The 26,276-nt window shown below is 65.9% G+C and carries 34 protein-coding genes; 15 read left to right on the top strand and 19 right to left on the bottom strand.

Annotation, left to right across the window (positions count from 1 at the left end):
• On the bottom strand, window positions 1-362 hold a 362-nt coding region (locus TX88_RS00910; protein WP_244438309.1), incomplete at its 3' end, for a DUF222 domain-containing protein.
• A 22-nt stretch (window positions 363-384) separates the two neighbouring features.
• Between TX88_RS00910 and TX88_RS00915 the strand changes: the two genes are divergently transcribed.
• Window positions 385-858, top strand: coding sequence for a DUF4262 domain-containing protein (locus tag TX88_RS00915; RefSeq protein ID WP_044518965.1), 474 nt, complete (start codon window positions 385-387; stop codon window positions 856-858).
• 136 nt (window positions 859-994) lie between these two features.
• Entirely contained in the window at window positions 995-1,213 is a 219-nt protein-coding gene (locus TX88_RS00920; protein ID WP_044513955.1) for a hypothetical protein, read from the top strand.
• Between the two features lie 60 nt (window positions 1,214-1,273).
• Here TX88_RS00920 and TX88_RS00925 read toward each other — a convergent pair whose 3' ends face one another.
• Together TX88_RS00925 and TX88_RS00930 are read right to left on the bottom strand one after the other, a co-directional pair.
• Entirely contained in the window at window positions 1,274-2,611 is a 1,338-nt protein-coding gene (locus TX88_RS00925; protein ID WP_044513957.1) for a hypothetical protein, read from the bottom strand.
• 262 nt (window positions 2,612-2,873) lie between these two features.
• Window positions 2,874-3,890, bottom strand: coding sequence for an AraC family transcriptional regulator (locus tag TX88_RS00930; protein WP_044513958.1), 1,017 nt, complete (start codon window positions 3,888-3,890; stop codon window positions 2,874-2,876).
• A gap of 100 nt (window positions 3,891-3,990) precedes the next feature.
• On the opposite strand from TX88_RS00930, the gene TX88_RS00935 reads away from it, so the two are divergent.
• Window positions 3,991-4,965: a quinone oxidoreductase family protein gene (locus tag TX88_RS00935; protein WP_044513960.1), complete on the top strand. Its 975-nt coding sequence runs from the start codon at window positions 3,991-3,993 to the stop codon at window positions 4,963-4,965.
• 3 nt (window positions 4,966-4,968) lie between these two features.
• On the opposite strand, the gene TX88_RS00940 is transcribed toward TX88_RS00935, so the two are convergent.
• From TX88_RS00940 to TX88_RS00955, 4 genes are all read right to left on the bottom strand, one after another.
• Window positions 4,969-5,787 carry a class I SAM-dependent methyltransferase gene (locus TX88_RS00940; protein WP_044513961.1) on the bottom strand — a complete coding sequence of 273 codons (819 nt, stop codon included), beginning with the start codon at window positions 5,785-5,787 and terminating at the stop codon, window positions 4,969-4,971.
• Between the two features lie 62 nt (window positions 5,788-5,849).
• Complete coding sequence (locus tag TX88_RS00945) at window positions 5,850-6,866, bottom strand: NAD-dependent epimerase/dehydratase family protein (RefSeq protein WP_044513963.1); 1,017 nt, start codon at window positions 6,864-6,866, stop codon at window positions 5,850-5,852.
• A complete protein-coding gene (locus tag TX88_RS00950) occupies window positions 6,863-7,369 on the bottom strand; it encodes a nuclear transport factor 2 family protein (RefSeq protein ID WP_044513965.1) in 507 nt (168 codons plus the stop codon). Before TX88_RS00950 ends, TX88_RS00945 begins: the two co-directional genes overlap by 4 nt.
• A gap of 42 nt (window positions 7,370-7,411) precedes the next feature.
• Window positions 7,412-7,816, bottom strand: coding sequence for a hypothetical protein (locus tag TX88_RS00955; protein ID WP_044518966.1), 405 nt, complete (start codon window positions 7,814-7,816; stop codon window positions 7,412-7,414).
• A 35-nt stretch (window positions 7,817-7,851) separates the two neighbouring features.
• On the opposite strand from TX88_RS00955, the gene msrA reads away from it, so the two are divergent.
• On the top strand, window positions 7,852-8,367 hold the full coding sequence (gene msrA / locus TX88_RS00960) for a peptide-methionine (S)-S-oxide reductase MsrA (protein ID WP_044513966.1): 516 nt from the start codon (window positions 7,852-7,854) through the stop codon (window positions 8,365-8,367).
• Window positions 8,368-8,373: 6 nt separating this feature from the next.
• Here msrA and TX88_RS00965 read toward each other — a convergent pair whose 3' ends face one another.
• Window positions 8,374-9,750 carry a cytochrome P450 gene (locus TX88_RS00965; RefSeq protein WP_409365869.1) on the bottom strand — a complete coding sequence of 459 codons (1,377 nt, stop codon included), beginning with the start codon at window positions 9,748-9,750 and terminating at the stop codon, window positions 8,374-8,376.
• A 77-nt stretch (window positions 9,751-9,827) separates the two neighbouring features.
• Between TX88_RS00965 and TX88_RS00970 the strand changes: the two genes are divergently transcribed.
• The gene (locus TX88_RS00970; RefSeq protein WP_044513969.1) at window positions 9,828-10,436 is read left to right on the top strand and encodes a TetR/AcrR family transcriptional regulator; all 609 of its coding nucleotides are present in this window, start codon (window positions 9,828-9,830) and stop codon (window positions 10,434-10,436) included.
• Between the two features lie 13 nt (window positions 10,437-10,449).
• Here TX88_RS00970 and TX88_RS00975 read toward each other — a convergent pair whose 3' ends face one another.
• Window positions 10,450-11,106 (bottom strand): TetR/AcrR family transcriptional regulator, encoded by a 657-nt coding sequence (locus tag TX88_RS00975; protein WP_044513971.1) that lies wholly within the window; start codon window positions 11,104-11,106, stop codon window positions 10,450-10,452.
• Window positions 11,107-11,345: 239 nt separating this feature from the next.
• Between TX88_RS00975 and TX88_RS00980 the strand changes: the two genes are divergently transcribed.
• Together TX88_RS00980 and TX88_RS00985 are read left to right on the top strand one after the other, a co-directional pair.
• Window positions 11,346-12,401, top strand: coding sequence for a zinc-dependent alcohol dehydrogenase (locus tag TX88_RS00980; protein ID WP_044518967.1), 1,056 nt, complete (start codon window positions 11,346-11,348; stop codon window positions 12,399-12,401).
• Between the two features lie 10 nt (window positions 12,402-12,411).
• A complete protein-coding gene (locus TX88_RS00985) occupies window positions 12,412-12,825 on the top strand; it encodes a DUF4345 domain-containing protein (protein ID WP_044513973.1) in 414 nt (137 codons plus the stop codon).
• Here the strand turns inward: TX88_RS00985 and TX88_RS00990 are convergent.
• A complete protein-coding gene (locus TX88_RS00990; RefSeq protein WP_044513974.1) occupies window positions 12,802-13,371 on the bottom strand; it encodes a TetR/AcrR family transcriptional regulator in 570 nt (189 codons plus the stop codon). The genes TX88_RS00985 and TX88_RS00990 overlap by 24 nt on opposite strands.
• Window positions 13,372-13,425: 54 nt before the next feature.
• On the opposite strand from TX88_RS00990, the gene TX88_RS00995 reads away from it, so the two are divergent.
• Window positions 13,426-14,097, top strand: coding sequence for a class I SAM-dependent methyltransferase (locus TX88_RS00995; RefSeq protein WP_044513976.1), 672 nt, complete (start codon window positions 13,426-13,428; stop codon window positions 14,095-14,097).
• Between the two features lie 64 nt (window positions 14,098-14,161).
• Here the strand turns inward: TX88_RS00995 and TX88_RS34110 are convergent, their stop codons facing one another.
• From TX88_RS34110 to TX88_RS01030, 8 genes are all read right to left on the bottom strand, one after another.
• The gene (locus TX88_RS34110) at window positions 14,162-14,719 is read right to left on the bottom strand and encodes a RipA family octameric membrane protein (protein ID WP_044513978.1); all 558 of its coding nucleotides are present in this window, start codon (window positions 14,717-14,719) and stop codon (window positions 14,162-14,164) included.
• A complete protein-coding gene (locus tag TX88_RS33025) occupies window positions 14,716-15,033 on the bottom strand; it encodes a DUF7701 domain-containing protein (protein WP_209446938.1) in 318 nt (105 codons plus the stop codon). Before TX88_RS33025 ends, TX88_RS34110 begins: the two co-directional genes overlap by 4 nt.
• Window positions 15,012-15,392 (bottom strand): TIR domain-containing protein, encoded by a 381-nt coding sequence (locus TX88_RS33030; RefSeq protein WP_084621749.1) that lies wholly within the window; start codon window positions 15,390-15,392, stop codon window positions 15,012-15,014. The genes TX88_RS33025 and TX88_RS33030 overlap by 22 nt, the downstream gene beginning before the upstream one ends.
• Window positions 15,393-15,558: 166 nt before the next feature.
• Complete coding sequence (locus tag TX88_RS01010) at window positions 15,559-16,641, bottom strand: MMP endo-(1,4)-3-O-methyl-alpha-D-mannosidase (RefSeq protein ID WP_209446939.1); 1,083 nt, start codon at window positions 16,639-16,641, stop codon at window positions 15,559-15,561.
• Between the two features lie 9 nt (window positions 16,642-16,650).
• A complete protein-coding gene (locus TX88_RS01015; protein WP_044513981.1) occupies window positions 16,651-17,388 on the bottom strand; it encodes a class I SAM-dependent methyltransferase in 738 nt (245 codons plus the stop codon).
• Window positions 17,382-18,626 (bottom strand): MMP alpha-(1->4)-mannosyltransferase, encoded by a 1,245-nt coding sequence (locus TX88_RS01020; RefSeq protein WP_044513983.1) that lies wholly within the window; start codon window positions 18,624-18,626, stop codon window positions 17,382-17,384. Before TX88_RS01020 ends, TX88_RS01015 begins: the two co-directional genes overlap by 7 nt.
• A 130-nt stretch (window positions 18,627-18,756) precedes the next feature.
• The gene (locus TX88_RS01025) at window positions 18,757-19,212 is read right to left on the bottom strand and encodes a PPOX class F420-dependent oxidoreductase (RefSeq protein WP_044513984.1); all 456 of its coding nucleotides are present in this window, start codon (window positions 19,210-19,212) and stop codon (window positions 18,757-18,759) included.
• On the bottom strand, window positions 19,187-19,744 hold the full coding sequence (locus TX88_RS01030; protein ID WP_044518969.1) for a cysteine peptidase family C39 domain-containing protein: 558 nt from the start codon (window positions 19,742-19,744) through the stop codon (window positions 19,187-19,189). Before TX88_RS01030 ends, TX88_RS01025 begins: the two co-directional genes overlap by 26 nt.
• A gap of 136 nt (window positions 19,745-19,880) precedes the next feature.
• Between TX88_RS01030 and TX88_RS01035 the strand changes: the two genes are divergently transcribed.
• From TX88_RS01035 to TX88_RS01065, 7 genes are all read left to right on the top strand, one after another.
• The gene (locus TX88_RS01035) at window positions 19,881-20,159 is read left to right on the top strand and encodes a hypothetical protein (RefSeq protein ID WP_044518970.1); all 279 of its coding nucleotides are present in this window, start codon (window positions 19,881-19,883) and stop codon (window positions 20,157-20,159) included.
• 36 nt (window positions 20,160-20,195) lie between these two features.
• Entirely contained in the window at window positions 20,196-20,990 is a 795-nt protein-coding gene (locus TX88_RS01040) for a DUF427 domain-containing protein (RefSeq protein ID WP_044513986.1), read from the top strand.
• Window positions 20,991-21,067: 77 nt separating this feature from the next.
• Entirely contained in the window at window positions 21,068-22,897 is a 1,830-nt protein-coding gene (locus TX88_RS01045; protein ID WP_167333286.1) for a hypothetical protein, read from the top strand.
• The gene (locus tag TX88_RS01050; protein WP_044513989.1) at window positions 22,894-23,079 is read left to right on the top strand and encodes a hypothetical protein; all 186 of its coding nucleotides are present in this window, start codon (window positions 22,894-22,896) and stop codon (window positions 23,077-23,079) included. The genes TX88_RS01045 and TX88_RS01050 overlap by 4 nt, the downstream gene beginning before the upstream one ends.
• Complete coding sequence (locus TX88_RS01055) at window positions 23,076-23,516, top strand: hypothetical protein (protein WP_044513991.1); 441 nt, start codon at window positions 23,076-23,078, stop codon at window positions 23,514-23,516. Before TX88_RS01050 ends, TX88_RS01055 begins: the two co-directional genes overlap by 4 nt.
• Window positions 23,513-24,799, top strand: a complete 1,287-nt coding sequence (locus tag TX88_RS01060; RefSeq protein WP_044513992.1) for a membrane protein — start codon at window positions 23,513-23,515, stop codon at window positions 24,797-24,799. Before TX88_RS01055 ends, TX88_RS01060 begins: the two co-directional genes overlap by 4 nt.
• Before the next feature lie 10 nt (window positions 24,800-24,809).
• On the top strand, window positions 24,810-25,379 hold the full coding sequence (locus tag TX88_RS01065) for an isochorismatase family protein (RefSeq protein WP_044513994.1): 570 nt from the start codon (window positions 24,810-24,812) through the stop codon (window positions 25,377-25,379).
• Here the strand turns inward: TX88_RS01065 and TX88_RS01070 are convergent.
• Window positions 25,372-26,187, bottom strand: coding sequence for an enoyl-CoA hydratase/isomerase family protein (locus tag TX88_RS01070; RefSeq protein WP_084621750.1), 816 nt, complete (start codon window positions 26,185-26,187; stop codon window positions 25,372-25,374). The genes TX88_RS01065 and TX88_RS01070 overlap by 8 nt on opposite strands.
• Window positions 26,188-26,276 lie beyond the last annotated feature (89 nt).

Here is a 26,276-nt window from a genome sequence, read left to right on the forward strand (position 1 = left end):
GCGAACCGCGCCGCCACCAACGGCAACTTGTCGCGCAACACCCGGGCACGGTGAACCTGCGTGCTCGCGCGGCCCTGGCTGATCCGCAACGCCGCAGACACTTCGGCCGCCACCTCCTCGAACGGATCAGTACGCCAGAAAATCGATTCGATCAGCTCCTGTTCGCGCAGGGAGTCCAACGCCCCGATCGCCGCCAACCGAGCCGCGATCGCCACCGACTCCTCCCGCGCCGTGGCACTGATCCTGTCGATCAGCACCACATCAGAATCGGTATCGAACATACGTTCGAGCATAATCGAGCCCACCGACAACCTCTGAGCCCCGCCGGACATGTCGTACCCCGGGAGGAACGTGACGGCCAAGCACCAACGAAAGGGGAACCTGATGTGCTGGATCTGTGATCACCCCGAGGCAACCAGACAGGACTATCTAGAGTGCCTGCGGGAGAAGACCTTCAAGCGGGGCTGGGCCGTGCAATACGTCGAGCACGACCGCAGGCCGTTCGGCTACACCATCGGGCTCAGCGAGGCCGGGCTACCGGAGCTGCTGATCACCGGACTGGAGCCCCTGATGACGTGGAAGCTGCTGAACGCAGTGGCGGAATACATGGTGAACGAGACCGAACCCGCCCCCGGCGACACGATCACGCTGCCCGATGACTGGTTCGCCGAATTCGTCGAAGTCAGCGAGCCCACCGCCCATCTCTGCTTCGCAGTGGAGTTGTGCGGCTACGACATCCGCGCGCTACAGGTCGTCTGGCAGGACCGGCACGGCCACTCACCCTGGTGTTCCGAGTTCAACCTGGGCGGTCCCCGCCAACCCGTTCTCGGCATGCGGGTGCCGCACGAAACCGCTTGAACATGCTTCTTTCTGCCATGAGGCGATCAATTTCTGCCATCGGAAATTGATGCTCTGAGCTCTCGGTTTACACAGTCATAACCGGCACGAAGAGCACCAGAAACGGCCGCCGGTCCAGACAGAGAGAAGCAGGGAAATGAAGAAGTTCGGATTCGCCGTCATCGCCGCCAGCGGACTGAGTGCAGCCGTCCTGGGGCTGGCCGCACCGGCTCTGGCCGCCGAGCCCGCTCACGTCGCACCTCCCAGCACCGTCACCATCTCGGCAGGTGTGGACCACCTGAACTGGCTCGATCAGCTGCACCCCAAGCCGATGGTTCCCAAGGTGGACAACACCGTTCGCCACAGCGGCCGCTGACACGGACAGAAAAAGAGGGGCAGCCCGGAACGGGCTGCCCCTCTTCGTTTTTCAGTACCGTCAGCCGTCGTGCGACGCGGAGGCCTTCCGCGTACCGCCCGGCTTCTTGTTCGACGCATCCGGGGCCGACGAGCCGGCCCGCTCACTGACCTTCGCCGCCACCTTGGCTCTCAACTTGGCCGCCACCTTGCCGGGCTGCGGCGCGCTCGCGCGCGTCTTGACCGCCGACCGGACCGGGGAAACTACCGGCGAATCAACCTCTGCGGCAGGGGCTTTGACCGTGGCAACACGCGGCGCGGTGTCGGTGTCGGTGTCGGTGTTGGTGTCGGCGCCGACCGTGAGCGTCACCGCGTTGGTCGCCGAGGTGGTCAGCGAGGGCACCGACGCCGGATCCGACGTCGTCTTGGTCACGGGGACTTTGGCGGAAAGCGCCTTGGGGGCCGACACGGTGTTCACCGTGGTCGCTGCGCCGGCAGGAATGCCCAACCCGGCGCCGATCGCAGCGACCAGCTTGTCGACGCTGTCCGACAGGGAAGCGAACCCGGCGTCCAGGGTTCCGCCCTTGAAAATGTTCTGCGCGCCGGGTGCGACGATGCCCGCCGCGATGAGCTGAGGAATGCGCGTGGTCAGCTGGCCGAGAAGTCCGGTCGGGCTCAGCAGCCCCCCGGTCGGATTGTTGAGCACGTCATCCACCAGCAAGCCAGGAATGTTTGCCACATTCTCCAGCGCACCCAGTGCATCGCCCTCCTTGGCCGCGTCGACCGCACCCTGCAGTCCTTCGGCAAATGCCGCGCCGGTGCCGAGGAATGCGGACAGAGCCGCCGTGCCGATCGCGCTCAAGCCACTGCCGGCCAGCACTTTCACTGCCGCGGCCATGTTTGTCAGCATGTAGGCCGGAATGTTGGCCATGTTCGTCAGCGGTGCGATCAACAGGAATCCGGCGGCAACCAGCTTGCTGTGAATGGAGTTCCACGCCGCCTGGATGTTGCCCTGCTGAATGTTGCTGATGAACGCCTGAATGAACGCGGGGTCGGTCAGCTGCCCCCCGATTCGGTCGATGGTCGTGATCTCGGAAGTCAGCGACTTGGTGACGATCTGGGCGTAGTTCAGCCAGTTGGCGGCAACCTGCTGCATGAGCGGGGCCGGCCTGGCCTGCCAGTTGTTGGCGACCGTCTGCACGTTGGCAGCGGTCGCTTGCAACGCCTCCATCAGGGTCTCAATCGGATTCACCTGCGCCACAAGCTGTGTGGCTGCGGTGCTCACCTTGACCGGATCCGGGAGCTGGGTCACCTGCGGCATCAACCCGATGGACGCCGCTGCGATGGCAGTTGCGCCGACCAGGGCGATGCCCTTCGAGTTGCGTTGAGATGAACCGATGCGTCGATCAGCTACGTACATTGAGCGGCTCCTTGCCGGCCGAGAGGGGATGTGACCGGGACAACATACTCGCTAGTTACCGATCGGTAACACTCTCTTCCGAAAATCCGGTCGGCGTCATTGTCTATTTTCGCTGGTCAGAGCGCCGAAAATGACGGGAAGAATTGAGATCGGGTGATGACGCCCGATCAGGCGCGGCGCCGCTCGACTCCAGAAACCGGCCGGCAGGCCGCCGTTCAGGCCGAGCCGCAGTCGCCAGCAAACTTCGCGACCGTACATCGCGTCATTTCGGGGCGGTCTCCTGTTGCCGCCAGGTGCGCGGAGCGACGCCGAAGCGCTGCCGGAACCAGCGGGTGAAGTTCCCCGGCGTCGAGAACATCAGCATGACCGAGATGTCGGTGAGCGAGTTGTTGTGATTGGTGAGGAGATGTTCGACCAGGTCGACGCGGGTGGTGTCGAGCAGCTCTGTGAATGTCGTTCCGGCGCTTTGGAGTTGCCGGTGGAGAGTTCGGCGGTTGGTGCCGAGGCTCCGTGCGACGTGGTCGACGGAGCACCGTCCCGCGGGCAGCAGCAGTTCGATGACTTCTCTTGAGCGAGCGACGATGACGGCGTCCGCGGGGTCGGACCGAGGCTTGAGGAGTTGTTGCGAGTAGGACAGAAACGAGGGGTCGGCCAGGGCGTTGCCGATATCGAGGTCGGTCGAGCGCAGAACAATGCCGTTGAAATCGCCGTCGAAACTCAGATTCTGGCCGAGTAGTCGGCGATGCCGGTCGATGTTGGATGGCTGCGGATGACTGAAGCACGTGGCCAGCGGGTGCCAGCTCGCGCCGGCCAGCTCGGTCAATATCGCGACCAACGTTGCGACGGCCAGTTCGATGGATTGCCTTGGCGGCCTTGAGCCTCCGACGTTCAGCTCCAACCGGACGGTCGCGATCTCGCCGGCTTCGACAACTCGGACTCGGAGCGCTTCGTTGAGCATGTGGCTGTAGCGGATCAAGGTCTGCACCGCGTCGCCGAGGCGCGGTTCGTCCCTGATCACCAGGCTCATCGGACCGAGGTTGGTCAGGTGCCGGTTCTCTGCCAGGCGTAATCCCACATCGTCGCACCCGGAACACGCCGCGGCGTCCTCGAGCAGACCGGCGACGGCCTCCGCGGACTCCCATCGGTCCGGCTGAGTCAGTCCGACCAGGTCGAGCCCGGCCCGGGCGAACAACTCTCCGGCATCCACCCCGATCTCGCCGGCCACATCCAGGAACCCGGTGAGCGCGGCGTACCGGGTCTGCAGCTCACGGTTCTCCATGCCGATGACTCCAAATGATCAGAAAGATGTCCCTTGGAGATAAGTATTACCACCCTGACCCCGTCTATCGTCAAAGCCGGCGGCAGAAGGGTTCCAGCAGGTGGCGTACGGCGTGCGGTTCGCGAAGACGGGCGGCCCAGAGGTTTTGCACTGGGAAAAGGTCACCGCTGGAGACCCCGGCACCGGCCAGGTGAAGATACGTCACGTGACGGTCGGGCTCAACTTCGCGGATATCTATTTCCGGACCGGTTTGTACCCGGCGCCACTCCCCTCAGGCATCGGTGTCGAGGCAGCGGGTGTTGTGGAGGCCGTCGGCGCAGATGTGCGAGATTTCGCTCCCGGCGACCGGGTCACCTACACCGGAAGCCCGTTGGGCGCCTACAGCACCGAACGCGTGATGCCCGCCGAGCATCTGATCGCCCTACCCGACGAGATTGATTTCGACACCGCCGCGGCATCGACGATGCGCGGATTGACCGCCGCGTACCTCCTGCGACGCATCTATCCGCTTCGCTCCGGCGACACCGTATTGCTCCATGCCGCGGCCGGCGGTGTCGGTCTGTTGTTCTGCCAGTGGGCACATCTGTTGGGCATCAAGGTGATTGGCAGTGCGTCTTCGGAGGAGAAGGCATCCGTGGCGAGAGCGCACGGATGCGACGAGGTGGTCGTGCACACCCGGGAGAACCTCGTCAATCGGGTGCGCGAACTGACCGACGGACGAGGCGTGCCCGTCGTCTACGACAGCGTCGGAGCTGCCACGTTCCACCGCTCACTGGATTGCCTCGCCCGGCGCGGCCTGCTGGTGTGCTTTGGCACCGCGTCGGGTCCGATCCCTCCGATTGACGCAATGCAGTTGGCCGCCAAAGGATCACTGTTCGTGACCAGGCCGGCCCTGGCCGACTACATCGCCGACCCGGCCGACCGCGCCGAGCTGGCCGGCGAGTTCTTCGGACATGTCGCCAGTGGCCGCATCACGGTCCCCATCAACCAGCGCTACCCCCTCAGCGAAGCCGCACACGCGCATCGCGAGCTTGAGTCGGGCAGCAGCGTCGGCTCGTCGGTGCTGGTCCCCTGACACTCAGAACGCGTAGCGGTGATACTGCGCCATGTATCGCAGCACGGGTACAGGTTTCATGACGGCCAGCATCATCCGGTAGTACCAGGGCAGCGTATTGAACACCTTGTCATCGAAGGGCGATGTCCACGCCAACAGCCTGGTGCCCGGTACCGCACGCAGGATGTCCTCGGGCTTGTTGATGGCCCAGTGAAGTTTGGCGCCGGACCGGCGCACCACGGTGTTGCTCCACTGCGATTTGATACCGAGGGTGTTGAACGCATCGAATTGCAGCTCCCCGGAAGGAAATCCGTCGACGATGCGGCGCAGCAGCGCGACGCCGTCGTGTTCGGTGAGGTACATGGTGAGGCCTTCGCCGATCATCAGGGTCGGCCGGTCGGCGGGAACGTCACGCAGCCAGGCCGGGTCGGTCACCGAGGCGGCCACCACGTGGTAGTGCTCGGCCGACGGGTAGAGCTGCTCGCGCAGGTGCGCGACGTCGGGATAGTCGATGTCGTACCACTCGACACCGGGTCCCGGCCGCAGCCGGAAGAAGCGACCATCCAATCCGCAGCCCAGATGCAGCACGACGGCGTCGGGGTGCACGGCGAGGAACTGGCGGGTCCACCGGTCGAAGTGTGCGCTGCGGGTGGTCACCGACGGTGACGTCGCCTCGGTGATCGAAGTACGGCTCCAGTCATAGTCGATGCGGTCGGCGATCTCTTTCGCCATCTGGTCACCGAGGATCGGGTTGGGCATCCCGGCGTCGAGCGCCTTGGCGTAGAACGTCGCCAACATGGTCTGCGGAGCCCCGGACAGGTCGACTTTAAGCTTGTCGGTCATATCGCCAGGTTAGGCCGCAATACGCTTGCCGCCCAGTGGCTTAACACCCGTCGGCGTGGTGTTCAGCTGCTCTTCTGCGCGCGTTTGGCGGCGCGCAGGCCGACCCAGAACTTCGCCGCTTCTGCGATCGATTCCTCGACAGGCCTTGGCTGCCAACCGAGTTCACGCACAGCCTTGGAGTGATCGAGCTCGGCTTCGGCCCGCATCAGCCGCAGGGATTCCAGTGACAAACGCTCATCTGTGCCACGCAGCTTGCCCTTGATGGTGCCCGCCGCGGCCAGCGCATAGGACACCAGCAGCGGAATCGACCGCTCGACAGGCGCGACGCCGGCGGCCTCGGCGGCCAGGCGCGCCACCTCGGCATTGCTGATCATCTTCTCCGAGATCAGATAGCGCTCACCCGGAGTGCCCCGGTCAGCGGCCAGGAGCATGGCCTTGGCCGCATCGTCGATTCCGACGGCTTCCAGGTCGATCCCGCTCATGACGAACGGCAGCTTGCCGAACGCGGCACCGGCGATGATCGCACCGTGCGGGGTCCGCCCCCAGTCGCCGCTGCCGTAGGTGGTCGACACGCACATCGCGACGGCGGGCACACCACGCTCACGCGCGTACCGCAGCACCAGGTCTTCGGCCTCTACCCGCGACCGTACGTAGGGCGTCACCTTCGAGACGTCGACGACGTCGGCTTCGGTCGAGCGCTTTCCGCGCTTGCGGCCGACGGTGACGTAGCTGCTGGTGTAGACGAACTTTCGCAATTCGGGGAACCCGGCGGCCGAGTCGAGCACGTTGCGGGTGCCCTCGACGTTGGTACGGAACAGCGGCGCGGGGTCGCGCAACCAGCCACGGGCATCGACGACGCAGTGGTAGACGACGTCGCAGCCGGTCATCGCCTCGCGCAGGGCCTCGGTGTCGAAGACATCCCCGAGTACCCGTTCGACGTCGAGATCGTCGATGCCGATGGTGTTGGCGTTCGGCCGCACCATGGCCCGGATCTCCGACCCGTCATCGGCGGCGACAAGTTGCCGCAACACATGAGAGCCGAGAAATCCGTTGGCCCCGATGACCAGCTTGGCGCTCACTTGCCGCCCCCGAACTGCTTCCACCACTGCTCGGCTTCCTCGGTCAGCGTCCCGAGTTCAGCGGCCTTGCGGCACCATTTACGCGCCGCGGAGACGAATCGCAGGGGGTTGTAGACGTCTTCCTGCCGTGACCACAGGCCCTCGCCGGCGTAGGTCAGGATCGAGATGTTGGTGGCGGTGATGATGGTGCCGTCACCGGGGTCGCGCATGGGGTTGTCCAGCTCGCAGATGATCCGCCCGGTGGGTTCGTCGATCACGTGCCACAGCGACGGGAACGCCGTCATGTAACTGCCAGGGAAGGTGGTCATGGTCTTCCAGATCCACGGCCGCACCTGCTCGCGGCCCTTCATGGTGCCCACGGCGTGCTCGATGTAGTCGACGTCGACGGTGTAGTGGTCGGCCCACACATCCCAGTTCTTGGTCTGCGCGGCCCGGTCGACGGTCTGCTCGAACGTTTCGAAGGCAGCGGCGAGTTCCTCGCGGCTGAAGGGGCTGCTCGTCACCCCAAAACTAGAACACGTTCTACCGGCCTTTGTCGAGGCCTGTCACTGCACCGTGAGCACTTGCCGGGAACCCAGCGGGGCCTGCAGCGTCACCTCCGCGGCGCCGTGTACCGCGAGCGCGATACACATGCGGCCGACGGACTCGGGCGGTGTTCCACCGCGAAGCTCGATCGTGACCGCGTCGGCGGTCTCCTGCGTGACCAGGTGCACGCCGAAGCAATCCGGGGTACCCGCGGTGAAGTTGACCCGCAGGCCGTCCCCGTCGCGGCTGAAGGATTCGATCGTGGTCATGTGGGGGTCGACGATCGCCGGGTTGTCGGTGAACAGCGTCCGGCCGGGATCAGGCGCCACCTCGGGCACCGCGACCGGGTTCGGTTCTGCCGCCGCGGTGGGGCATCCGGCCAGCAGGAGTAAACCGGCGACGGCCGAGGTTGCAACTACACGCATGACCACCACGGTAATCACGGAGCACAATGGGGCACATGGGCAACTATTCGACAGCGATCCTCGCGGGCGGCTGCTTCTGGGGCATGCAGGATCTCATCCGCAAGCAGCCCGGCGTGGTCTCCACCCGGGTCGGCTACACGGGCGGCCGCAACGACCATCCGACGTACCGCAATCATCCGGGCCACGCGGAGGCCGTCGAGATCGTCTACGACCCGACTCAGACCGATTTCCGGGCGCTATTGGAGTTCTTCTTCCAGATCCACGATCCGTCCACCAAGGACCGGCAGGGCAACGACGTCGGCAGCAGCTACCGGTCGGCGATCTTCTACCTCGATGACGAGCAGAAGCGCGTCGCGCTGGACACCATCGCCGATGTGGACGCGTCGGGACTGTGGCCGGGCAAGGTGGTCACCGAGGTGACCCCGGCGAGTGACTTCTGGGACGCCGAACCCGAGCACCAGGACTACCTGGTGCATTACCCGAACGGCTACACCTGCCACTTCCCGCGCGCGGGATGGAAGCTGCCCAAGCGGCAGACCGCGAGCCAGTAGAGCGGGTCAGGCCCCCAGCGGCGTGGCGCGGCGACGTACGACGATGCGCCCGCCCGCCGCGGGGGTGTAGGCCACGCCGCGGGAGTGCACCTTCTCTCCCGGTGCGGTGGTGGTCTCGATGACGAAGTGGCGCAGCACCGTTCGCAGGACCACATCCATCTCTACGTTGGCGAACACCGCCCCGACGCAGCGCCGGGTGCCGCCGCCGTACGGGAGCCAGCCCAGCCCGGGCCGGCTGCCGACGAATCGCTGCGGGTCGAACCGGTCCGGATCGGCGAACTCCTTTTCGGCTTCCTGGATCTGGGAGATGGCCACGATGATCGAGTGCCCACGCGGAATCTCCCACTCGCCCAGCCGGATCGACGGTGCGTAGACGTGACGGCCGGCGAAGTCGATGACGGTGCGGTTGCGCTGCACCTCCAGGATGGTGGCCTGACGGTATTCGTTGCCGTCGGTGGCGGCCTCGGCCACCAGTCCGGACAGCACCTGCGGGTGACGGCTGATCCGCTCGAAGGCCCAGCCCAGGGTCGATGCCGTGGTCTCGTGCCCGGCCGCCAGCAGGGTCAGCAGCTCGTCGCCGATGTCCTTGCGGGACATGGCCGATCCGTCCTCGTACGTGCTGCGCAACAGCAGCGCCAGGATGTCGTCGCGCTTGTCGAAGTCGGGGTCGGCTTCGACACGGTCGATCAGCCGGTCGATGACGGCGTCGTAGCGACGGCGGTACGAGGCGAGCCGGCCCCACGGGCTGAACCGGCCGAACGTCCGGGTCGGGGTCGGCACCACCACGAGCCTGGAACCCAGGGTGACCCAGGGCGGGATGATGCGGCGCAGCTCGTCGAGCTGTTCACCGTCGGCGCCGAACACCGCACGCAGGATCGCGTTGAGGGTGATCCGCATCATCGGCTCGAGCGTCTCGAACTCCTGCCCCTGTGGCCAGTTCGCCGTTTCCCGCAGGGTCTCCTCTTCGAAGATCTGCTCGTAGTTCTTGATGCTCTTGCCGTGGAACGGCGGGGTGAGCAGCTTGCGACGGCGACGGTGATCGGTGCCGTCGAGGGCGAACACCGATCCGGATCCCAGGATGCGGCTCAGGTTGGGCTGGATATTGCCGACGTCTTCGGTGTTGGCCGTGAAGAGCTGCTTGGCCAGCTGGGCGTCGGCGATCATCACGGTGGGGCCGAAGATCGGGAGCTTGAGGCTGAACACGTCGCCCTGACGGCGCGCGATCTGCTTGACCACCCAGCGCCTGGCGACGGCGAAGCCGATGGCCTGCAGCGGCTTCGGAACCCGCGCGGGCGGCGGTATCCGGCCCGGTGCTGTGCTCTCAATGGGGTTCTCGGTGGTCTTCTCAGCAGCTGCAAGCTCGGTCATACCATCTCCCGCCAGTCCTGGTACCGCCCAGTACCAATCGTTATGAGGTACGGTACTCCCAGGTACCAGGCAGCGCAAGGGGGTCAGCCACCATGACCGCAGTCAGCCATGCCGAATCTCCGGCTGATACCTACCGGCTGCGGTTGCTCGACGGGCTCGCAGCGGCGATCAACGACAAGGGCTATCGCGAGACCACGGTGGCCGACATCGTCCGCCACGCCCGCACCTCCAAGCGCACGTTCTACGACCAGTTCGGCACCAAAGAGGACGGCTTCCTCGAACTCCTGCGCGCCAACAACGCCGCACTCGTCGACGGCATCTCAGCCGCCGTCGACCCCGAGGCCGCCTGGACGGATCAGATCGGGCAGGCGGTCGGCGCCTACGTCGACCACATCGCCGCCGCCCCGGCGATCACCCTGAGTTGGATCCGCGAACTTCCCGCGCTGGGCAGCAGGGCCCGCCCGCTACAGCGTGCGGCCCTGCGCGAACTCACCGATCTGCTGATCGAACTCAGCGGCAGCGCCGGCTTCGGGCGTGCCGGCCTGCCCCGGCTCACCGAGCCGATGGCCATCATCCTGCTGGGCGGGCTACGCGAACTGACCGCGCTGATCGTCGAGGACGGTGGCGACATCCACGACATCTACGGACCCGCGGTTGCCGCGTCGACGGCGATCCTGGGCCCCGCACCCGCCTCAAAATAAGAACTGCGTCGTATCACTTTGGGGTGCTGGACAGCCGATCCAGAACAGCCAGGACAAGCACGTGGGCGGCGTCGATCAGCTGTGCGCGCGGGCGGCGGCGGTGATCCAGTAGCCACTGCGTCGCAATCGTGGTGATCGCCCCGATGAGGCCTTGCGCGATGATGTGCAATTGGGGCTTTGCGAGCGCACTGGCCTTGAAGGAACTGTCAGCCAAGACTTCGACGGAACTGGCAAACCGCTCGGTTTGGGCCGCGTAAGCGGCATCGACGGTGGGACTGACCCCCAAAATCTCGAGCAGGGTGATCCGCGCTCTCCGCTGATCGGCGTCGATCGCACCGAAATAGCCTGTGAGAGCGGCGCGCAACTGGGCGTCGACAGTGTCGTCCGCCTCGACCACGGCGCTCACCATCGCGCCGTGAATCTCGTCGGCGCAGCGCTCGTAGCAGGCGAGCAGTAGAGCCTCTCGGTCGGTGAAGGATTCGTAGAAGTACCGCTTGGACAATCCCGCTCGCGCGCAGATGTGGTCGACGGTGGCGGCGCCGTATCCCACGGTTCCGAACACGTCGACAGCCGCGTCGACGATTTGCACACGCCGCTGCTCGACCCGCTCGAGTGGCGCTACTCCCCGATAAGCCCGCGTCCCTGGCTGCACACTTCGATATTGACACATCACGGTTCCTGATATGAAACTGGAACGAAGTCGTTCCCGAAAGGTGGGTAATGGTTGCCGAGAAGGTCGTGCTGAACACCCATCGGATCCGGCCGCGTAGTCGGGTTGGCCACTATGCGAGGTTGTTGACGCCTGACGCGTTGGCCGCCGCAAAGCTGCCGCTGGCCCGTGACCTGCCGATGCGGGTCGAGCGCATCACTCGGCTGGCACGCGGGCCACGCAACCGCAACCACGAACGGATGCGGAGCCTGGTGGTGTCTGCCGGCGGGGAGTTTCGGTGGCGTGCGGTGCGGAGTCCCGTCCTCCCAGGCCCTCACGGCGCGCTGGTACGTCCGCTCGCCGTCGCCACATGTGACGTCGATCGAGCGATGATATTGGGCCGCACCATTTTTCCCCTACCCCTGCACCTCGGGCACGAATGCGCCGCCGAAGTCGTCGAGGTGGGCGAGCTGGTGAGTACCGTTAGGGTCGGCGATCGAGTCGTGGTTCCCTTCCAGATCAGCTGCGGGGCCTGCAGTTCATGCCGGTGCGGCCACACCGCGAGCTGCATGGCGGTACCGCCGACATCCATGTATGGGTTCGGAATTTCGGGCGGGTTATGGGGTGGCGCCCTCGCTGACCTGATGGCGGTGCCGTTCGCCGACGCCATGCTGGTGAGACTCCCCAGCGGTGTCGATGCGGCTGCCGCGGCAGGTGTTGCAGACAACATCAGCGACGCCTACCGGCAGGTGGCGCCCCACCTTCCCGGCCTGCTGGCCGCCGACCCCGACGCCGAGGTGTTGATCGTGGGCCGTTTGGAACGCAACCACCCGTTCACGTCGAGCGCTGTGCTCTTCACCGCATTGATCGCCCGAGCATTGGGAGCTCGGCGCATCGGCGTTGTGGACACGTGGCCTGTACTGCGTGAACGCGCCGAGGAGTTGGGCTTTCAAGCCTGGGACCCGCACCGGCCGCGGACATGGCCAACGGCAGCGCTGACTGTGGATGCCACCGGTACTCCCGGAGGACTACGCCACGTTCTGCGGCATACCGCTCCCGACGGCATCTGCACCTGTGTGTGGTCACTACACCGCAAGGCCAGCGTGCCGCTGGCGGCCTGCTACGTACGCAATGTCACGCTGCACGTAGGCCGCGCCCACGTGCGCTCCGTGATGCCCGACGTCCTCGGAATGATTGCCACCGGCGAACTTCAGCCCGAACTGGTGACGACAAACATCGCCTCGTTCGACGACGCCCCCGCCGCCCTGCGCGAACACTGCTACGGCGATGCTCTCAAGACCATCCTGACGGTTTGAGCGGGTCACCGTGATCATCAAGATCCTCAGAATCCTCGGTGCCGTCACAGGAATCGCGCTGATTGCCTTGGGCGCGGGTCGCGTTCTTTTCCCCATCGACACGATCCCCGGAGGAAACGAGGTCAATCCGAGTCTGGATACCGAAACCCGGGCGGGTGGGGCACTTTTGATCGCGTTCGGCTGTAGCTACGTCTGGGCGACACGTCAGTGGCCGATTCCGTCGGCCCTGTTGCGCTTCCTCGCGGCGACCATGGCGCTTCTCGCGGTTGCACGAGTGATCTCGATGGTCGATACGGGTATGCCGCACTGGATTTTCGTGGTGTCAACCGCCGTCGAGTTCACCGCGGCTGCGCTCACCTACTGGTATTCCACGATGCGCAGTGATCAGCCATCACCCGCTCTAACTGAGCAACAACCGCGCTGACTTCTCCAGCCGACGCGAGACGCCGGCGTAGGTCTCGTATCCCATCCCGGCCCACACCAGGGTGCCGGTATAGAGCAACTCCAGCGCTTCGATCACGTCCATGTCCACATCCGGCCCGAGCGCGGCGACCAGCCTGCCCCGGATGTCGGCGCCGATGCGCTGCCGCAGCGCGTCCACATCGGGATCCTTGCCCAGCAGGGCGTTGGTCACCGCGCCTGCGAACTCGGGTTCGTCGGCCACCAGCGACGCGATGTGCTGCAGCACCTCGACCACCCGGGTGGCCGGGTCGGCCGACTCGTGTGCGGCCAGCGGAGCCGCAGACAGTCTGCGCCAGAACACCTCGGCCACGAGGTGTTCCTTCGACGAGAAGTAGGTATAGGCGGTCGCTGCCCCGACCCCGGCCTCGGCGGCCACGCGGCGCACGGTCAGCCCGGCGAAGCCGTCCCTGATGATCAGCTCCACCGCGGCCCTACCGAGACGTTCCACGGTGTCGGCCTGCCGGGCACTCAGACGGCGGCGCGTCGACTCCAGGGCCGCATCAGACACGTGTCCGGACGCTACTACAACAACCAATGGCCAGCAACGGTAGGTTGTGCATTCATGAGCACCGCTGACACCGCCCTGCCGCCCCGCGCCGAGCGCCTGTTCACCCTCGCCGAGCAGGTCACCGGCTTCATGCCCGCCGATGAGGGCCGCGCGCTCTACGACGCCGGCCTGCGCTACCTGCGCGGCGGGGTCGGGGTCGAGATCGGCACCTACTGCGGCAAGTCGACGGTGATGCTGGGCGCGGCCGCGCAGGAATCGGACTCAGTGCTGTACACCGTCGACCACCACCACGGCTCGGAAGAGCATCAGGCCGGCTGGGAGTACCACGACACCACCATGGTCGATCCGGTCACCGGACTGTTCGACACCTTGCCCACGATGCGCCACACCCTGGACGCCGCAGGCCTGGACGAGCACGTGGTGGCCGTGGTCGGCCGCTCACCCGTGGTGGCCCGCGGATGGCGGACTCCGTTACGGCTGCTGTTCATCGACGGTGGCCACACCGAGGAGGCCGCACGGCGGGACTTCGACGGCTGGGCCCGCTGGGTCGAGGTGGGCGGCGCGCTGATCATCCACGACGTGTTCCCCGATCCCAACGACGGCGGCCAGGCGCCGTTCCACATCTACCAGCGCGCACTGGCAACCGGCGCGTTCAACGAAGTGGCCGTGATGGGTTCGATGCGGGTGCTGGAGCGGACCTCCGGCGAGCCGGGGCAACTGGACTAGAGGTCGCCGGGGCTGGGATGTCGCGCGGCCATCTCACCCGTGCAACTCGGCGCCGAGTGCGCGACTACAGGTAGCACAGCAGCGATTGCGCGGCTTTCGCGATGAATTCATGCGACAGGAAAATGGCATCCGCCAGCGCTCCAACTATATAGATAGTCTGAAATGTTGTGGGCACCCAAGTTTCGCGAGACGTGAAGCTCTGATACTTCCTCGGGTTTTTGCCCTCATCCAGCGCTTTCCACTCCGCGAAATACACAGAGGCTGGCAATAGCTTTTCGATTCGATTAATCACGACAAATTTTCCGGTATTAAGTTGTCCAGCGGATCTGATCAGGCTCCGCCACGCAATGGCCAGCACTATGCCCGTCATCGCTAACACAAGCAGGCCCCAATTCCTCAGAGTCTGGGAAGCTCCATTGCCTAGCAACAAGCCCGCGGCAGTTAATATCGCCCCGTGGGCGGTAAGAAAAAATGTGTTAACGCCCTGCCTTCTCGCAACGAGTGATTCAGAACTTGATACCATCAATTTGTAAAGTTCAACGGTGCGCTCAATGTCTTCTTTCGAGGTTGGAACCCCGTTCGGAAAAAGTGTCGCGTCTATGGGATCTGGTTCATCGGTCATTTGTGCGTCTCTTCGTCTGCAACGACCGACTTAATCGCTACCACATACGGCTCATCATCAGCGGCAGTGCTGGCATCGAGATCGCCAAAAGGAATTAATGATGCATGCGTCGGGTCTATTTCGGACATCCAAGCGACCCAGGCGTTGTGTACATCCTCCGTCGTTACTTGCAGCCCCTTGGCCAGCAGCAGCACAGCATAGATACGAAACAGAAGGTCGGTGTCACGTTCATTTGGGATTTCCGACCGGGGAACTCGATCTCGTATGCGCTTACCGACCACATCGAGGTAGTTCATGTCCACGTAGCCAGCCACTTAACGATCTGATCAAAATTCCAACGGATGACATTCTGAGCACTAAGCCCCTGCGGTATGACGTGCGTCTTGTCGGCATTGATCTGAACGCCAAATATGTAATGCCCTTGCCGGATAGTTTCCTGGATCTCCCACAGCACTGCTTCGGACGCATACGTCGTAGGGCCAACTAATACAATTGTGCCCTTCGTCCGAGCGATTCTCTCTTTGCATTGCGTTTTCCATGAGCTATCCCAGGGATTCTGCACCGAGTAATCGACAAACTCAATGTCATTTCGTCGATCCTTCGCGTGCTGTACGAGAAAATCTCGCGCCCAGCGATCTTCCATTTCGAAACTAATGAACGCACGCGGTGCCACGGTAGCCTCCCCATTTTACTTAGCCTCGACCGTCACGATAGCGGTCCGAGTGACTCATACCGATCACGCGCGCCGCAGATCTTTGCCATAGGTCACTCAAGCCCTGTAAGGGAGGGAAGCCCACCAAGTCATCACCTCCGACTCCGCGTGCCTGCTGACTCCAGAGCTAGCGCTCGCCGGCTTTCCTGCCCGCCACACACTCGCAGTCGTACTCGCCCTCCAGGCCGCGCGGCAATCCTTCGCCGCGGAAGATGCCGCTGGCCGCGGTGGTCTGCGACAGCGCGTCGGCGGCCAGGACCATGGCGGCGCCGGTCCAGGTGGTGCGCTCCTCGGGCCAGCGCTTGCCGTCGGCGAAAACCAGTCCGGTCCAATAGGATCCGTCGTCCTCGCGCAGGTGCTGCATGGCAGCGAACTGCTCGTGGGCCCGTCGGGTGTCACCGATCGCATCCAGGGCCATCACCAGCTCGCAGGTCTCCGCGCCGGTGACCCAGGGCCTGTGGTCGACGCACCGGATGCCGAGTCCGGGCACCACGAAGTCGTTCCACCGGTCGTCGATCCGCACTCGGGCCGCCGCCCCGCGCAGGGCGCCGCCTAGCACCGGGTAGTACCACTCCATCGCATGGGTGTCCTTGGCGGAGAACGCCTCTGGATGAGCGGCGATGGCGTGACCGAGACGGCCGACGGCGACTTCCCATTCCGGCTGGGGATCGTCGAGGTAATCGGCGAGCGCCAGCCCGCACCTGATGCTGTGGTACACGCTGGCGCAGCCGGTCAGCAGCGCCTCCTCAACCGGTCCGGACGGGCTTGCCGCCCAGTAGATCTCGCCGCCGGAGGCCTGCAGGCCCAGCACGAAGTCGAGCGCCCGGGTCACCACCGGCCACATCAGCTCGGCGAAGGCCCGATCCCCGGTGATCAGCACGTGGTGCCAGACCCCGGTGGCCACGTAGGCACAGAAGTTGCTGTCACTGTTGGCATCTTCGATGACGCCGTTGCGCAGCTGGATCGGAAGGGAGCCGTCGGCGCGCTGCACCGAGCGGCACCAGTCGAACGCCGCGCGGGCCGGTTCGATCAACCCCGCCACGGTCAGCGCCATGGCGTTCTCCACGTGATCCCACGGGTCGGTGTGACCACCGTCGAACCACGGCAGGGCTCCCGACGATTCCTGGGTGGCGGCAATCGAACGCGCCGTCTGCAGGCAGTCGTCTGGCGTCAAAACTCCGGGCACGCCGGGGATCTCGGGAACTAGCACTGCTGGTGCCTACCCGTCGGATTCCGGTGCGCGGAACGCGGGCTTGCGGAAGTAGAGCGCCACGCTCTTGCCGATCACCGGGTTCAGCAGCGACTCGGCCGTGCGGGTGAGCCACGGCCGGCCCATCATGTCCCACACCAGCAGCTGGTGGTAGGCCTTGACCGCGGGGTGGTCGTTCTTCTCGGTGCCGACAAGGCATTTGAGCCACCAGTACGGCGAGTGCAGCGCGTGCTCGTGGTGGGTATGCGTGAGCCTGAGCCCGTGCGCCAGAACCTTGTCACGCAGTTCGTCGGCCTTGTAGATGCGGATGTGGCCGCCCTCGTTGGCGTGGTACTCGTCCGACAACAGCCAACAGAGCTTCTCCGGAAGCCAGCGGGGAACCGTGATGGCCAGCGAGCCGCCGGGTTTGAGAACACGCACCAGCTCGGAAATGGCCCGGTCGTCCTCGGGGACGTGCTCCAGGATCTCCGAGGCGATGACGCAGTCGAAGCTGGCGTCGGGATACGGGAGGTCGAGCGCGTCACCTTTGACGGCCTCGCCCTTCGCCGACAGCGGGACCTCGCCCTCTTCCCGCATGGCCTGCAGCATCGTGTCGACGTCGTTGAGGTCGGATGCACTCTGGTCGAACCCGATGACGTTCGCTCCACGCCGGTAGGCCTCGAAGGTGTGCCGGCCCGCGCCGCAGCCGACGTCGATCACCGTGGTGCCCGGTCCGACACCGAGACGATCGAAATCGACGGTCAGCATTGCGTCACCTTTCCTGCCCGGCCCAGGGCCATCTCGTACACCGATACCGTCTGTGCGGCAACCGATTCCCAACTGAAGACATCGAGCGCCCGCTGCCGGCCGGCCGCGCCGAGCCTGCGGCGCTCCAGCGGCGAGTCGAGCAGTTCGCCGAGGACGGCGGTCAGCTCGTCGACGTCGGCCGGGCGCACCAGGCGGGCGCAGGCCCCGTCGTCCCCGACCACCTCGGGCAGTGCGCCCGCGCGGCTCGCGACGATCGGGGTGCCGCTGGCCATGGCCTCGACCGCGGGCAGTGAGAAGCCCTCGTACAGCGACGGGATGCACGCCACCTCGGCGGAGGCCAGCAGCGCCGCCAGCTCCTCATCGCTCAGCCCGCTGGAGCTGTGCACGATGTCGGAGATGCCGAGCTCGGCAATGAGTTTCTCGGTCGGCCCGTTCGGTTCGAGCTTCGACACCAACTGCACGTCGAGATCGCGTGCGACCCGCAGCCGGGCCACCGCATGCAGCAGATTGCTGACGCCCTTGAGCGGCACGTCGGCACTGGCGATCGCGATGATCCGGCCGCTCACCCGGTGGTCGCTCGGCTTGAACAGTTCGGTGTCCACGCCCAGCGGCACGATGTGCAGCTGCCCCGGCACCACCCCGAAGTCCTCGGCGATGTCGGCGGCCGAGGACGACGACACGGTGAGCAGCTCGGGGATCTTGCGGGCCACCTTCTTCTGCATCTCGGCGAACCCGTACCAGCGCCGGACCAGCGGCTTGCGCCACCACTTGGCGGCGGCGATCTCGACGACCCGGTCGCGGGTGATCGGGTGGTGCACGGTGGCCACGACCGGCAGACCGCTCTCGGCGATCTTCAGCAGCGCCGAGCCCAGGCTCTGGTTGTCGTGGACCACGTCGAACTCGTCGCGGCGGTCGGCCAGGATCCGGGCGACGCGCATGGTGAAGGTCCTGGGCTCCGGGAACCCGGCGCTCCACATCGTGGCCAGCTCGAGCGCGTCGATCCGGTCGCGGATCTCGCTGGGCCGGGGCACCCGGAACGGGTCCGGCTCACGGTAGAGGTCGAGGCTCGGAACCTTGGTCAGCTTCACCCGGGGGTCAAGGCCCTCCGGGTAGGGCTGGCCGGAGAACACCTCGACGTCATGGCCGAGTTCGGCAAGCCCGCGACTCAGATAGCGCACGTAGACGCCCTGGCCACCGCAATGAGTCTTGCTCCGATAGGACAGCAACGCGATACGCATAATCAGATCACCCGACGGCCGGAGACGTGCTGAGCTGGGAATACACGCTCACGCGTCGACTCCGAACCCTCTGGACATGTGTCCAGACTATAGTTTGACCTGCTATCCAACGCAACGCGTCGGGCGGCGTCTACGCCGGAGGAAAGCCACCTGTGGCAACGGGGCCCCACCGGACCGGGGTGATCCGGATCAGGCACTTGCCCTGATCCACCATCGCCTGCCGATACTCATCCCAATCCGGGTGTTCACCGGCCACCGCCCGGAAGTAGTCGACCAGCGGCTCCGCCGCATCCGGCAGTCCGATCACCTCGGCGTCACCGTCGACTTGCACATACGGTCCGTTGAACTCCTCGGACAGCACCGTCACGCTGGCCCGGGGCCTGCGCCGGAGGTTGGCGGCCTTCGCCCGCTGCGGATAGCTGGCGATCACGATCCGGCCCTGATCGTCCACCCCACCCGTCACCGGTGAGGTCTGCAACGAGCCGTCGGCGCGGAACGTGGTGAGCACCATGTGGTGTCTCGGGCGCACGAAGTCCAGGAGTTGCTCGATACCCACGGTGTCAGCGGTCGCGTATTTCCGGGCCATCCCTCGACGGTAGGACAAAGGCGAACGGCCGGGGAAAACCCAGCCCGGTGAGCCGCGCGCCCCGCACCGCGGCGGGATCGATCGGCAGCACCTTGCCCGAGGACGGTTCGTAGCACTCCAGAACATCCTGGCCTGCACCGACGAGCAACACCCAGTGCCGCGGAATTCCCCGCTCGCCGATCAGCATCGCCACCGGCCAGCCCCCGTCGACGGCACTCCTCACATCCGACAACGCATCGCGGGCACCGCGGAAACGCCGCCATCGGTAGGCCACTCCGCGTTTCGCACTGTGGTCGGTCAGCGCGCGGGCCATCCCCGCGGGCGTGGTCCCCAGTTGCCGTGGCCAGATTCGGTTGACGGCGGCGTGAATTCGGCCCTGCTCGGCAGCGAACCAGGCCTCACCGTCAGGGTTCAGCAACTCCGCGCTGTAGGTGTGATCCAGCATGGCACCGGCCACCACCGCGACCGTAGGACCACAGGTGATCCCGTCACGCTGCCGTAGCCGTAGGGCCGCCAATCTCGCTGGCTTCACACAGATCCGGTCATCGAGTCGATCAATTTCTGCCATCGGAACTAAAGCTTCTGAGCTGCCGGTTTCAACCGATATACCGCAGCGTACCGAAATACGGGCGAACCACTACGAGAAGGACACCCCCGTGCGAAACACAATCCGAAAGTCACGAATCCTCGCTGCCGCCGTCGGTGGGCTTGCGGCCGCCGTCATCGGATCGGCCGGCCTTGCCGAGGCTGCACCCAATGGCCCCAGCAATGCCCAACAGACGATCAGACAACTGCAGTCCCAGGGCTACACCGTGATCGTCAACCGCCTGGGATCCTCACCGCTGGATCAGGCTTCCGTCGTCGCCGTGCGACCCGGGCCGAACTTCAGCCGCACCGACACACTGAGCGCCGTCACCACGCGCACGGTGTACGTCGACGTCAAGTAGCAGACAGCCACCGCCATCGGAGTCGATAATGACCAGATGGCAGTGAAAATGGATGATCTGCTGGGCCGCAACCTGGACGCTCTGCGATACCAGCCCACTGCCAAACGAATTCGGATCTGCCTCGGCGGCGAGCCGGTCGCCGATACCGGTGAGGCGGTCCTGATCTGGGAGCCGCGGCGGGTGGTGCCGACGTACGCCGTGCCGCGTTCGGCATTTGCGGCTCAGCTCGTCCCGGCCGGCGGGGATGTGGGCGACGACGAGATCCCCGGGTTTCTGGACCCGTCGGTGCCTTTCACCGCACACACGTGTCCCGGAACGGCGTACGACGTCATCGCCGGTGACGAAACCGGCGCCGCGGCGGCGTTTCGGCCGGACGATCCGGAGCTGGCCGATTACGTGATCCTGGACTTCGCGACCTTCGAATGGCGCGAGGAGGACGAGCCGATCGTCGCGCACCCGCACGATCCGTTCCACCGGATCGACATCCGGCGCAGCCGACGGCGCATCCGCATCGAGCTCGACGGGAAGGTGCTGGCCGAATCCTGCAGTCCCATGCTGCTATTCGAGACCGGACTACCCACCCGCCACTATCTCCCCCGCGAAGACGTGACCGCCGTCCTCGACGTGAGCGACACCGTCACGTACTGCGCGTACAAAGGACGGGCCACCTATTACTCACTCCCCGGTGGACCCGCCGATCTGGCCTGGTCCTATCACGAGCCCTTGATCGACGCGGTGCAGGTCCGCGACCACATCTGCTTCTTCGACGAACGGGTCGACGTCTTCGTCGACGGAGAACGCAAGGAGCGTCCCGTCACGCCGTGGAGCTGACAGGAACGCCTGTTTCGACCGGGCCTGTTCTGGCAACATCAGTCACCGACACCACAGTCGGTCGACCGGAGGTCATGATGGGCACATCGGATGTCACGCTCACCGCAGCCGCCGGCACGGAAGGCGGTGGTGCCGCACTCGATCAGGTGATCGGCATGTCGGTGGTCGCCCTGATCGTCACGGTCGCGCTCCTCTGGATCGGCTACCTGCACCGCAACCGGCGCATCACCTGGCTGAACAACTTCGCCGAATGGCTGGGCCGCAAGTTCCACCGGCCACCGTGGGTCGCGTTGCAGGTGTTCCTGTTCACCGCGACCATCATCTGCGCGCTGTTCGGTTTCATCTGGGACGTCAGCCTGCACATCGGCAAGGGACGTGACGCCGGACCGCTGGCCAACCCCGCGCACTACTTCATCCTGATCGGGCTGTTCCTGCTGTTCATCGCCGGCTCGATGGCGATCGTGCTGCCCTACGACAAGCCCGGCCCGGCCGCCATCAGGATCACCCGCACCTGGTACGCCCCGGTCGGCGGTGTCCTGATGGCACTGTGCGGGCTCTACGCCCTCATCGGGTTCCCGCTCGACGACATCTGGCACCGCATCTTCGGCCAGGACGTCACCCTCTGGGGGCCAACGCATTTGATGCTGATCGGCGGTGCGGGGTTGTCGTTGATCGCCGTGCTGCTGCTGGAGCACGAGGGCAGGGTCGCAATGGGCCCGGAAAGCGTGGGCGAGGACAGCAAGTTCAACAAGTTCCTCTATTTCCTGTCCTTCGGCGGCCTGTTCATCGGACTCTCGGTGTTCCAGATCGAATACGACTTCGGCGTCGAGCAGTTCCGCCTGGTGCTGCAGCCGATGATGATCGCGGCGGCGGCGGCGCTGGCCGCGGTCGCTGCGCGACTGGTGCTGGGCCCCGGCGCGGCCTTGATCGCTGCCGGGTTCGCGATAGCCCTGCGCGGGGCCGTGGCCTTCATCGTCGGCCCGGTACTCGGTGCGCCGACGAGTTGGTTCGCGCTCTACCTCGGCCCGGCACTGGTGGTCGAACTCATCGCGCTGACCCCGCTTGTCAAGCGGCCCATCCTTTTCGGCGCGGTGGCCGGTCTCGGCGTGGCGACCGTCGGGCTGTGGCTGGAATCGTTGTGGATCGGTGCGGTCTATCACTATCCATGGCCGACCAGCATGTGGGGTGAGGCGCTGGCCATGGCCATCCCGGTGGCCATCGCGATGGGTCTGTGCGGTGCGCTGCTGGCGCTGGTGCTCACCGGTCAGCCGCTCCCCCGGCCCGCGGTGGGGATCTCGATCGTGGTGGCCACCGTGCTGGTGATCGGCGGTGCGGTGACCAACGGCCTGCGCACCGAGGTTCCGCAAAATGCCAGCGCCACCATCACTTTGACAGATCTCCCGGCTGACAACGGGCACCGCATGGCCTCGGCCGACGTCCAGATCACCCCGGCCGGCCTGGTCGGCGACCACCCGGAGTGGGTGTCGATCCTGGCGTGGCAGGGTGGCCTGGCCAACCATCGCGGCCTGGTCATCGACCGGCTGGAGAAGGTGGGCCCGGGGCACTACCGCTCGACGCAGCCCATCCCCGTTTCGGGCAGTTGGAAGACCCTGCTGCGCGTGCAGGACGGAACCACCATGGCCGGTGTGCCGATCTTCCTGCCCGCCGATCCGGGTATCGGTGCCGCCGAGACGCCAGCACTGTCGTCGAGCACCCGGGAGTTCGTGCAGGAGATCACGATCCTGCAGCGCGAACGCAACCTCGATCACCCGACCTGGCTGTACAACGTGGCTTCGCTGGTGGTCCTGGTGTGCACGCTGATCCTGATCGGGGGGCTGACCTGGGGTGCCGGCCGGATCAACGCCAGGGAGCTGGCCGCGGGGCGTGAACCCGCCGGGCTCACATGATCCGATACCAGGCCGACCACACGTTGCTGCTGGCGTTGCCTGCCTTCGCGCCGGCCCTCGTGGTGGTGGGCGTCGTGGTGTACGTCGCCATGCGGGACAGGCGCCGCGGCGACGACGACGAAGCCCAAGATGACGCTCAAGAAGAAACTCCGCACTCCTCAGGCGAAGATGGTTCACCGTGATCACCCTCAAAAGCAGTGTCATCGTCCTGGCGTCCGCTCTCGCCCTGGTGACGGCCGGTTGTGGCGGCTCCGGCGACACTCAGAAGACCGACGGCTCAGCCGGTTCCGCCGCTCCTTCGGCCACCACGGTCAATCCGTCGGACATGACCAACCAGCAGCAGGCACCGACCAGACTGATGATCGACGTCACCATCAAGGGCGGCGAGGTCAACCCGACCAACCAGCCGCTGAAGGGCAAGGTCGGCGAGCCGATCGTGGTCCGCGTGAACAGCGATGCCGCCGACGAGCTGCACGTGCACTCCAATCCCGAGCACAGCTTCAAGATCGAGCCGCGTAACGGCCAGCAGTTCCAGTTCACCGTCGACGTACCCGGCACCCTCGACATCGAGCTGCATCAGCTGAACCGCACGATCGCCAGCGTGCAAGTGCAGCAGTGACGCCCCGGTCGACCGCGGTCCTGGCCCATGGTCTGGGCGGTTCGACCGATCTCCCGATCCCCTACACCTACGCGCTGATCGGCGCGGCATGGACGCTGACGTTCACCTTCGCGGTGGTGGCACTGGCCTGGCGACGGCCGAGGTTCGATCCGGAGAAGCCGGGCCTGCCACTGCCGTCCTGGGTGACGACGACCGTGGACTCCGCCGTGACGCGCTGGGTGGTGGGCCTGCTCTCGCTCGCCCTCACCGGGTGGGTGGCCTACACCGGCGTCACCCGGCCGGCGGGCGCCAATCCGCTGCCGGGTGTCTTCTATGTCCTGCTGTGGGTGGGACTGGTCGCGGCCTCGGTGTTGTTCGGCCCGGTCTGGCGGCTGATCTCTCCCGTCCGCGCGCTGTACCGGTTCCTGCCCGGGCCTGACCGCCGGCGCTATCCGGAGCGGCTCGGCTACTGGCCGGCTGCAGCGGGGCTGTTCGCCTTCGTGTGGCTGGAGCTGGCCAGCCCGGACCCGGGATCGGTTGTGGCCATTCGCAACTGGCTGCTGATCTACCTTGCGGTGACGCTGGCCGGTGCACTGTGCTGCGGGCAGCGCTGGCTGGAGAGCGCCGACCCGTTCGAGGTGTACAGCACGGTTGCCTCGCGGGTGTCACCGTTGCGCCGCCACGACGGCCGGATCGTGCTCGGCAACCCTTTCGATCACCTGCCCTCGATGCCCGTGCGACCGGGGCTCGTCGCTGTGCTGGCAGTCCTGTTGGGCTCCACGGCGTTCGACAGCTTCTCGGCCATGCCCCAGTGGCGCAACTTCGTCGACGCGCACGCCGGATCCCCGTTGGGCTCCAGCCTGATCCGCACCGCGGGTCTACTGGTCTTCGCCACCACGGTGGCAGTCACGTTCTGGGTCGCCACCCGCACCACCGGCGGGGTCGATCGCCGGCTGCGCCGCGAATTGCCGGGGCTGATGGCGCATTCCCTGATCCCCATCGTCATCGGCTACGTGTTCGCCCACTACCTGTCCTATCTGGTGGAGCGGGGCCAGCAGACGGTGATCCTGCTGTTCGGGCTCCACGATGTGCAGGTCAGTTACTTCCTGTCCGTTCACCCAACGCTTTTGGCAAGCCTGAAGGTCGGGTTCGTGCTGGCCGGTCACGTCGCCGGCGTGATCGCGGCACACGACCGGGCGCTGCGCCTGCTGCCGAAACAACACCAGCTCACCGGCCAGCTCGCGACGATGCTGGTGATGGTCGGCTATACCTTTACCGGGCTGTACCTGCTGTTCGGCGGGTAGCGTCGGGATCATGCGGAGGTCCAAGCCGGCTCGGGCACTCATCGTCGTCGATGTGCAGAACGATTTCTGCGAAGGCGGCTCGCTGGCGGTCGCCGGTGGCGCCGAGGTGGCACGGGACATCACCGCACTCCTGGCCACCGACCACGGCTACGACCATGTCGTGGCCACCAAGGATTTCCACATCGATCCGGGTGAGCATTTCTCCGACACCCCCGACTACCAGACCTCGTGGCCGCGGCACTGCGTGGCCGATACTCCGGGTGCCGCTTTTCATCCCGAGTTCGACCCGGCCGCGGTCGAGGCGGTCTTCGAGAAGGGCCACCATTCGGCGGCCTACAGCGGATTCGAGGGCGTCGACGACGCGGGGACGACGCTGGCGGATTGGCTGGGCCGGCGGGGCGTCGAGGCGGTGGACGTGGTGGGCATCGCCACCGACTACTGCGTGGCGGCCACCGCGGCCGACGCGGTCAGGGCCGGACTACGGACGCGGGTGCTGACCGGCCTGACCGCCGGTGTCGCGCCCGAGACCTCCAGGGCGGCAATCGATGAACTTCGCAGCGCCGGAGTGGAAATCAGCTAGTCGGGTCGACGGGCCGCCCCGTCCAGCGCGGGTCCCGGCGATCGACGTAGGCACGCACGCCCTCGCGCGCGTCGTCGTGCTCCATCAAGCGCAGGTGGATCTCGGTCTCCCGGGCACCGACGCCGGCACGGTCGAGGTCATACGAATCCCACAGCAGCCGCTTGCTGGCCGCGACCGACATCGGCGCGGTGTTGACCGCGATGTCGTGGGCGAGTTCCAGTGCGGCGGCCAGCACCTGATCGGCCGGCAGTACCCGGCTGCCGAGGCCGAGTTCGACGGCGCGGTTCCCGTCGAAAGTGGCTCCGGTCAACAGGATCTCCGCGGCGTTGGCGAGACCCACCAGCCGGGGCAGGATCCAGTGCGAGTACGCGTCGCCGACCATGCCGCGACGGGCCTGCACCACGCCGTACCGCGCATCCGCGGCGAAAAACCGGATGTCGCACTGCAATGCGAGAGTCAGGCCGATGCCGATGGCGTGTCCGTTGACCGCGGCGATCACCGGCTTACCGAGAGTCCACGCCGGCACGGACAGGCCCGCGGCACTGAATTCCTGGCCGGGCTCGGTGAAGGTCTGCTCCCCCGCACCGAGGTCCGCGCCCGCACAGAACGCGGGAGGGGCGCCGGTCAGCACGATCACCCGGATGGCGTCGTCGCCGTCGCAACGCAGGTAGGCGTCGGCCAGTTCCTCGCGCATGCCGCCACCGAAGGCGTTGCGCTGCTGCGGGCGGTCCAATGTGATGATCGCCACGGACTGCTCGACTGTGACCCGCAGGGTCTGGTACTCCGGCGGCTCAGAGCGTGTGGTCACATCGGTAACGTACCGCCGCCCGTTCGACCGGCCGCAGTCGCCCGAGCGCCGTATGGTCGATTTGTGACTTCCACGGATCGAGCTGACCA

Origin of the sequence: Mycolicibacterium septicum DSM 44393 (assembly GCF_000455325.1) — a bacterium.
GTDB classification, from domain to species: Bacteria; Actinomycetota; Actinomycetes; order Mycobacteriales; family Mycobacteriaceae; genus Mycobacterium; species Mycobacterium septicum.

What these genes read in the sequence shown, in the direction of transcription:
- TX88_RS00915 (WP_044518965.1), top strand. Translation starts at nt 385, where the DNA reads ATGTGCTGGATCTGTGATCACCCCGAGGCAACCAGACAGGACTATCTA.
- TX88_RS34110 (WP_044513978.1), bottom strand. Translation starts at nt 14,719, where the DNA reads ATGACCGATGAACCAGATCCCATAGACGCGACACTTTTTCCGAACGGG.
- TX88_RS00920 (WP_044513955.1), top strand. Translation starts at nt 995, where the DNA reads ATGAAGAAGTTCGGATTCGCCGTCATCGCCGCCAGCGGACTGAGTGCA.
- TX88_RS01025 (WP_044513984.1), bottom strand. Translation starts at nt 19,212, where the DNA reads ATGGCCCGGAAATACGCGACCGCTGACACCGTGGGTATCGAGCAACTC.
- TX88_RS00925 (WP_044513957.1), bottom strand. Translation starts at nt 2,611, where the DNA reads ATGTACGTAGCTGATCGACGCATCGGTTCATCTCAACGCAACTCGAAG.
- TX88_RS01050 (WP_044513989.1), top strand. Translation starts at nt 22,894, where the DNA reads ATGATCCGATACCAGGCCGACCACACGTTGCTGCTGGCGTTGCCTGCC.
- TX88_RS01020 (WP_044513983.1), bottom strand. Translation starts at nt 18,626, where the DNA reads ATGCGTATCGCGTTGCTGTCCTATCGGAGCAAGACTCATTGCGGTGGC.
- TX88_RS00970 (WP_044513969.1), top strand. Translation starts at nt 9,828, where the DNA reads ATGACCGCAGTCAGCCATGCCGAATCTCCGGCTGATACCTACCGGCTG.
- TX88_RS00940 (WP_044513961.1), bottom strand. Translation starts at nt 5,787, where the DNA reads ATGACCGACAAGCTTAAAGTCGACCTGTCCGGGGCTCCGCAGACCATG.
- TX88_RS01040 (WP_044513986.1), top strand. Translation starts at nt 20,196, where the DNA reads ATGGCAGTGAAAATGGATGATCTGCTGGGCCGCAACCTGGACGCTCTG.
- TX88_RS01015 (WP_044513981.1), bottom strand. Translation starts at nt 17,388, where the DNA reads ATGCTGACCGTCGATTTCGATCGTCTCGGTGTCGGACCGGGCACCACG.
- TX88_RS00955 (WP_044518966.1), bottom strand. Translation starts at nt 7,816, where the DNA reads ATGCGTGTAGTTGCAACCTCGGCCGTCGCCGGTTTACTCCTGCTGGCC.
- TX88_RS00975 (WP_044513971.1), bottom strand. Translation starts at nt 11,106, where the DNA reads ATGTGTCAATATCGAAGTGTGCAGCCAGGGACGCGGGCTTATCGGGGA.
- TX88_RS01065 (WP_044513994.1), top strand. Translation starts at nt 24,810, where the DNA reads ATGCGGAGGTCCAAGCCGGCTCGGGCACTCATCGTCGTCGATGTGCAG.
- TX88_RS01045 (WP_167333286.1), top strand. Translation starts at nt 21,068, where the DNA reads ATGGGCACATCGGATGTCACGCTCACCGCAGCCGCCGGCACGGAAGGC.
- TX88_RS00930 (WP_044513958.1), bottom strand. Translation starts at nt 3,890, where the DNA reads ATGGAGAACCGTGAGCTGCAGACCCGGTACGCCGCGCTCACCGGGTTC.
- TX88_RS00995 (WP_044513976.1), top strand. Translation starts at nt 13,426, where the DNA reads ATGAGCACCGCTGACACCGCCCTGCCGCCCCGCGCCGAGCGCCTGTTC.
- msrA (WP_044513966.1), top strand. Translation starts at nt 7,852, where the DNA reads ATGGGCAACTATTCGACAGCGATCCTCGCGGGCGGCTGCTTCTGGGGC.
- TX88_RS00980 (WP_044518967.1), top strand. Translation starts at nt 11,346, where the DNA reads ATGCGGAGCCTGGTGGTGTCTGCCGGCGGGGAGTTTCGGTGGCGTGCG.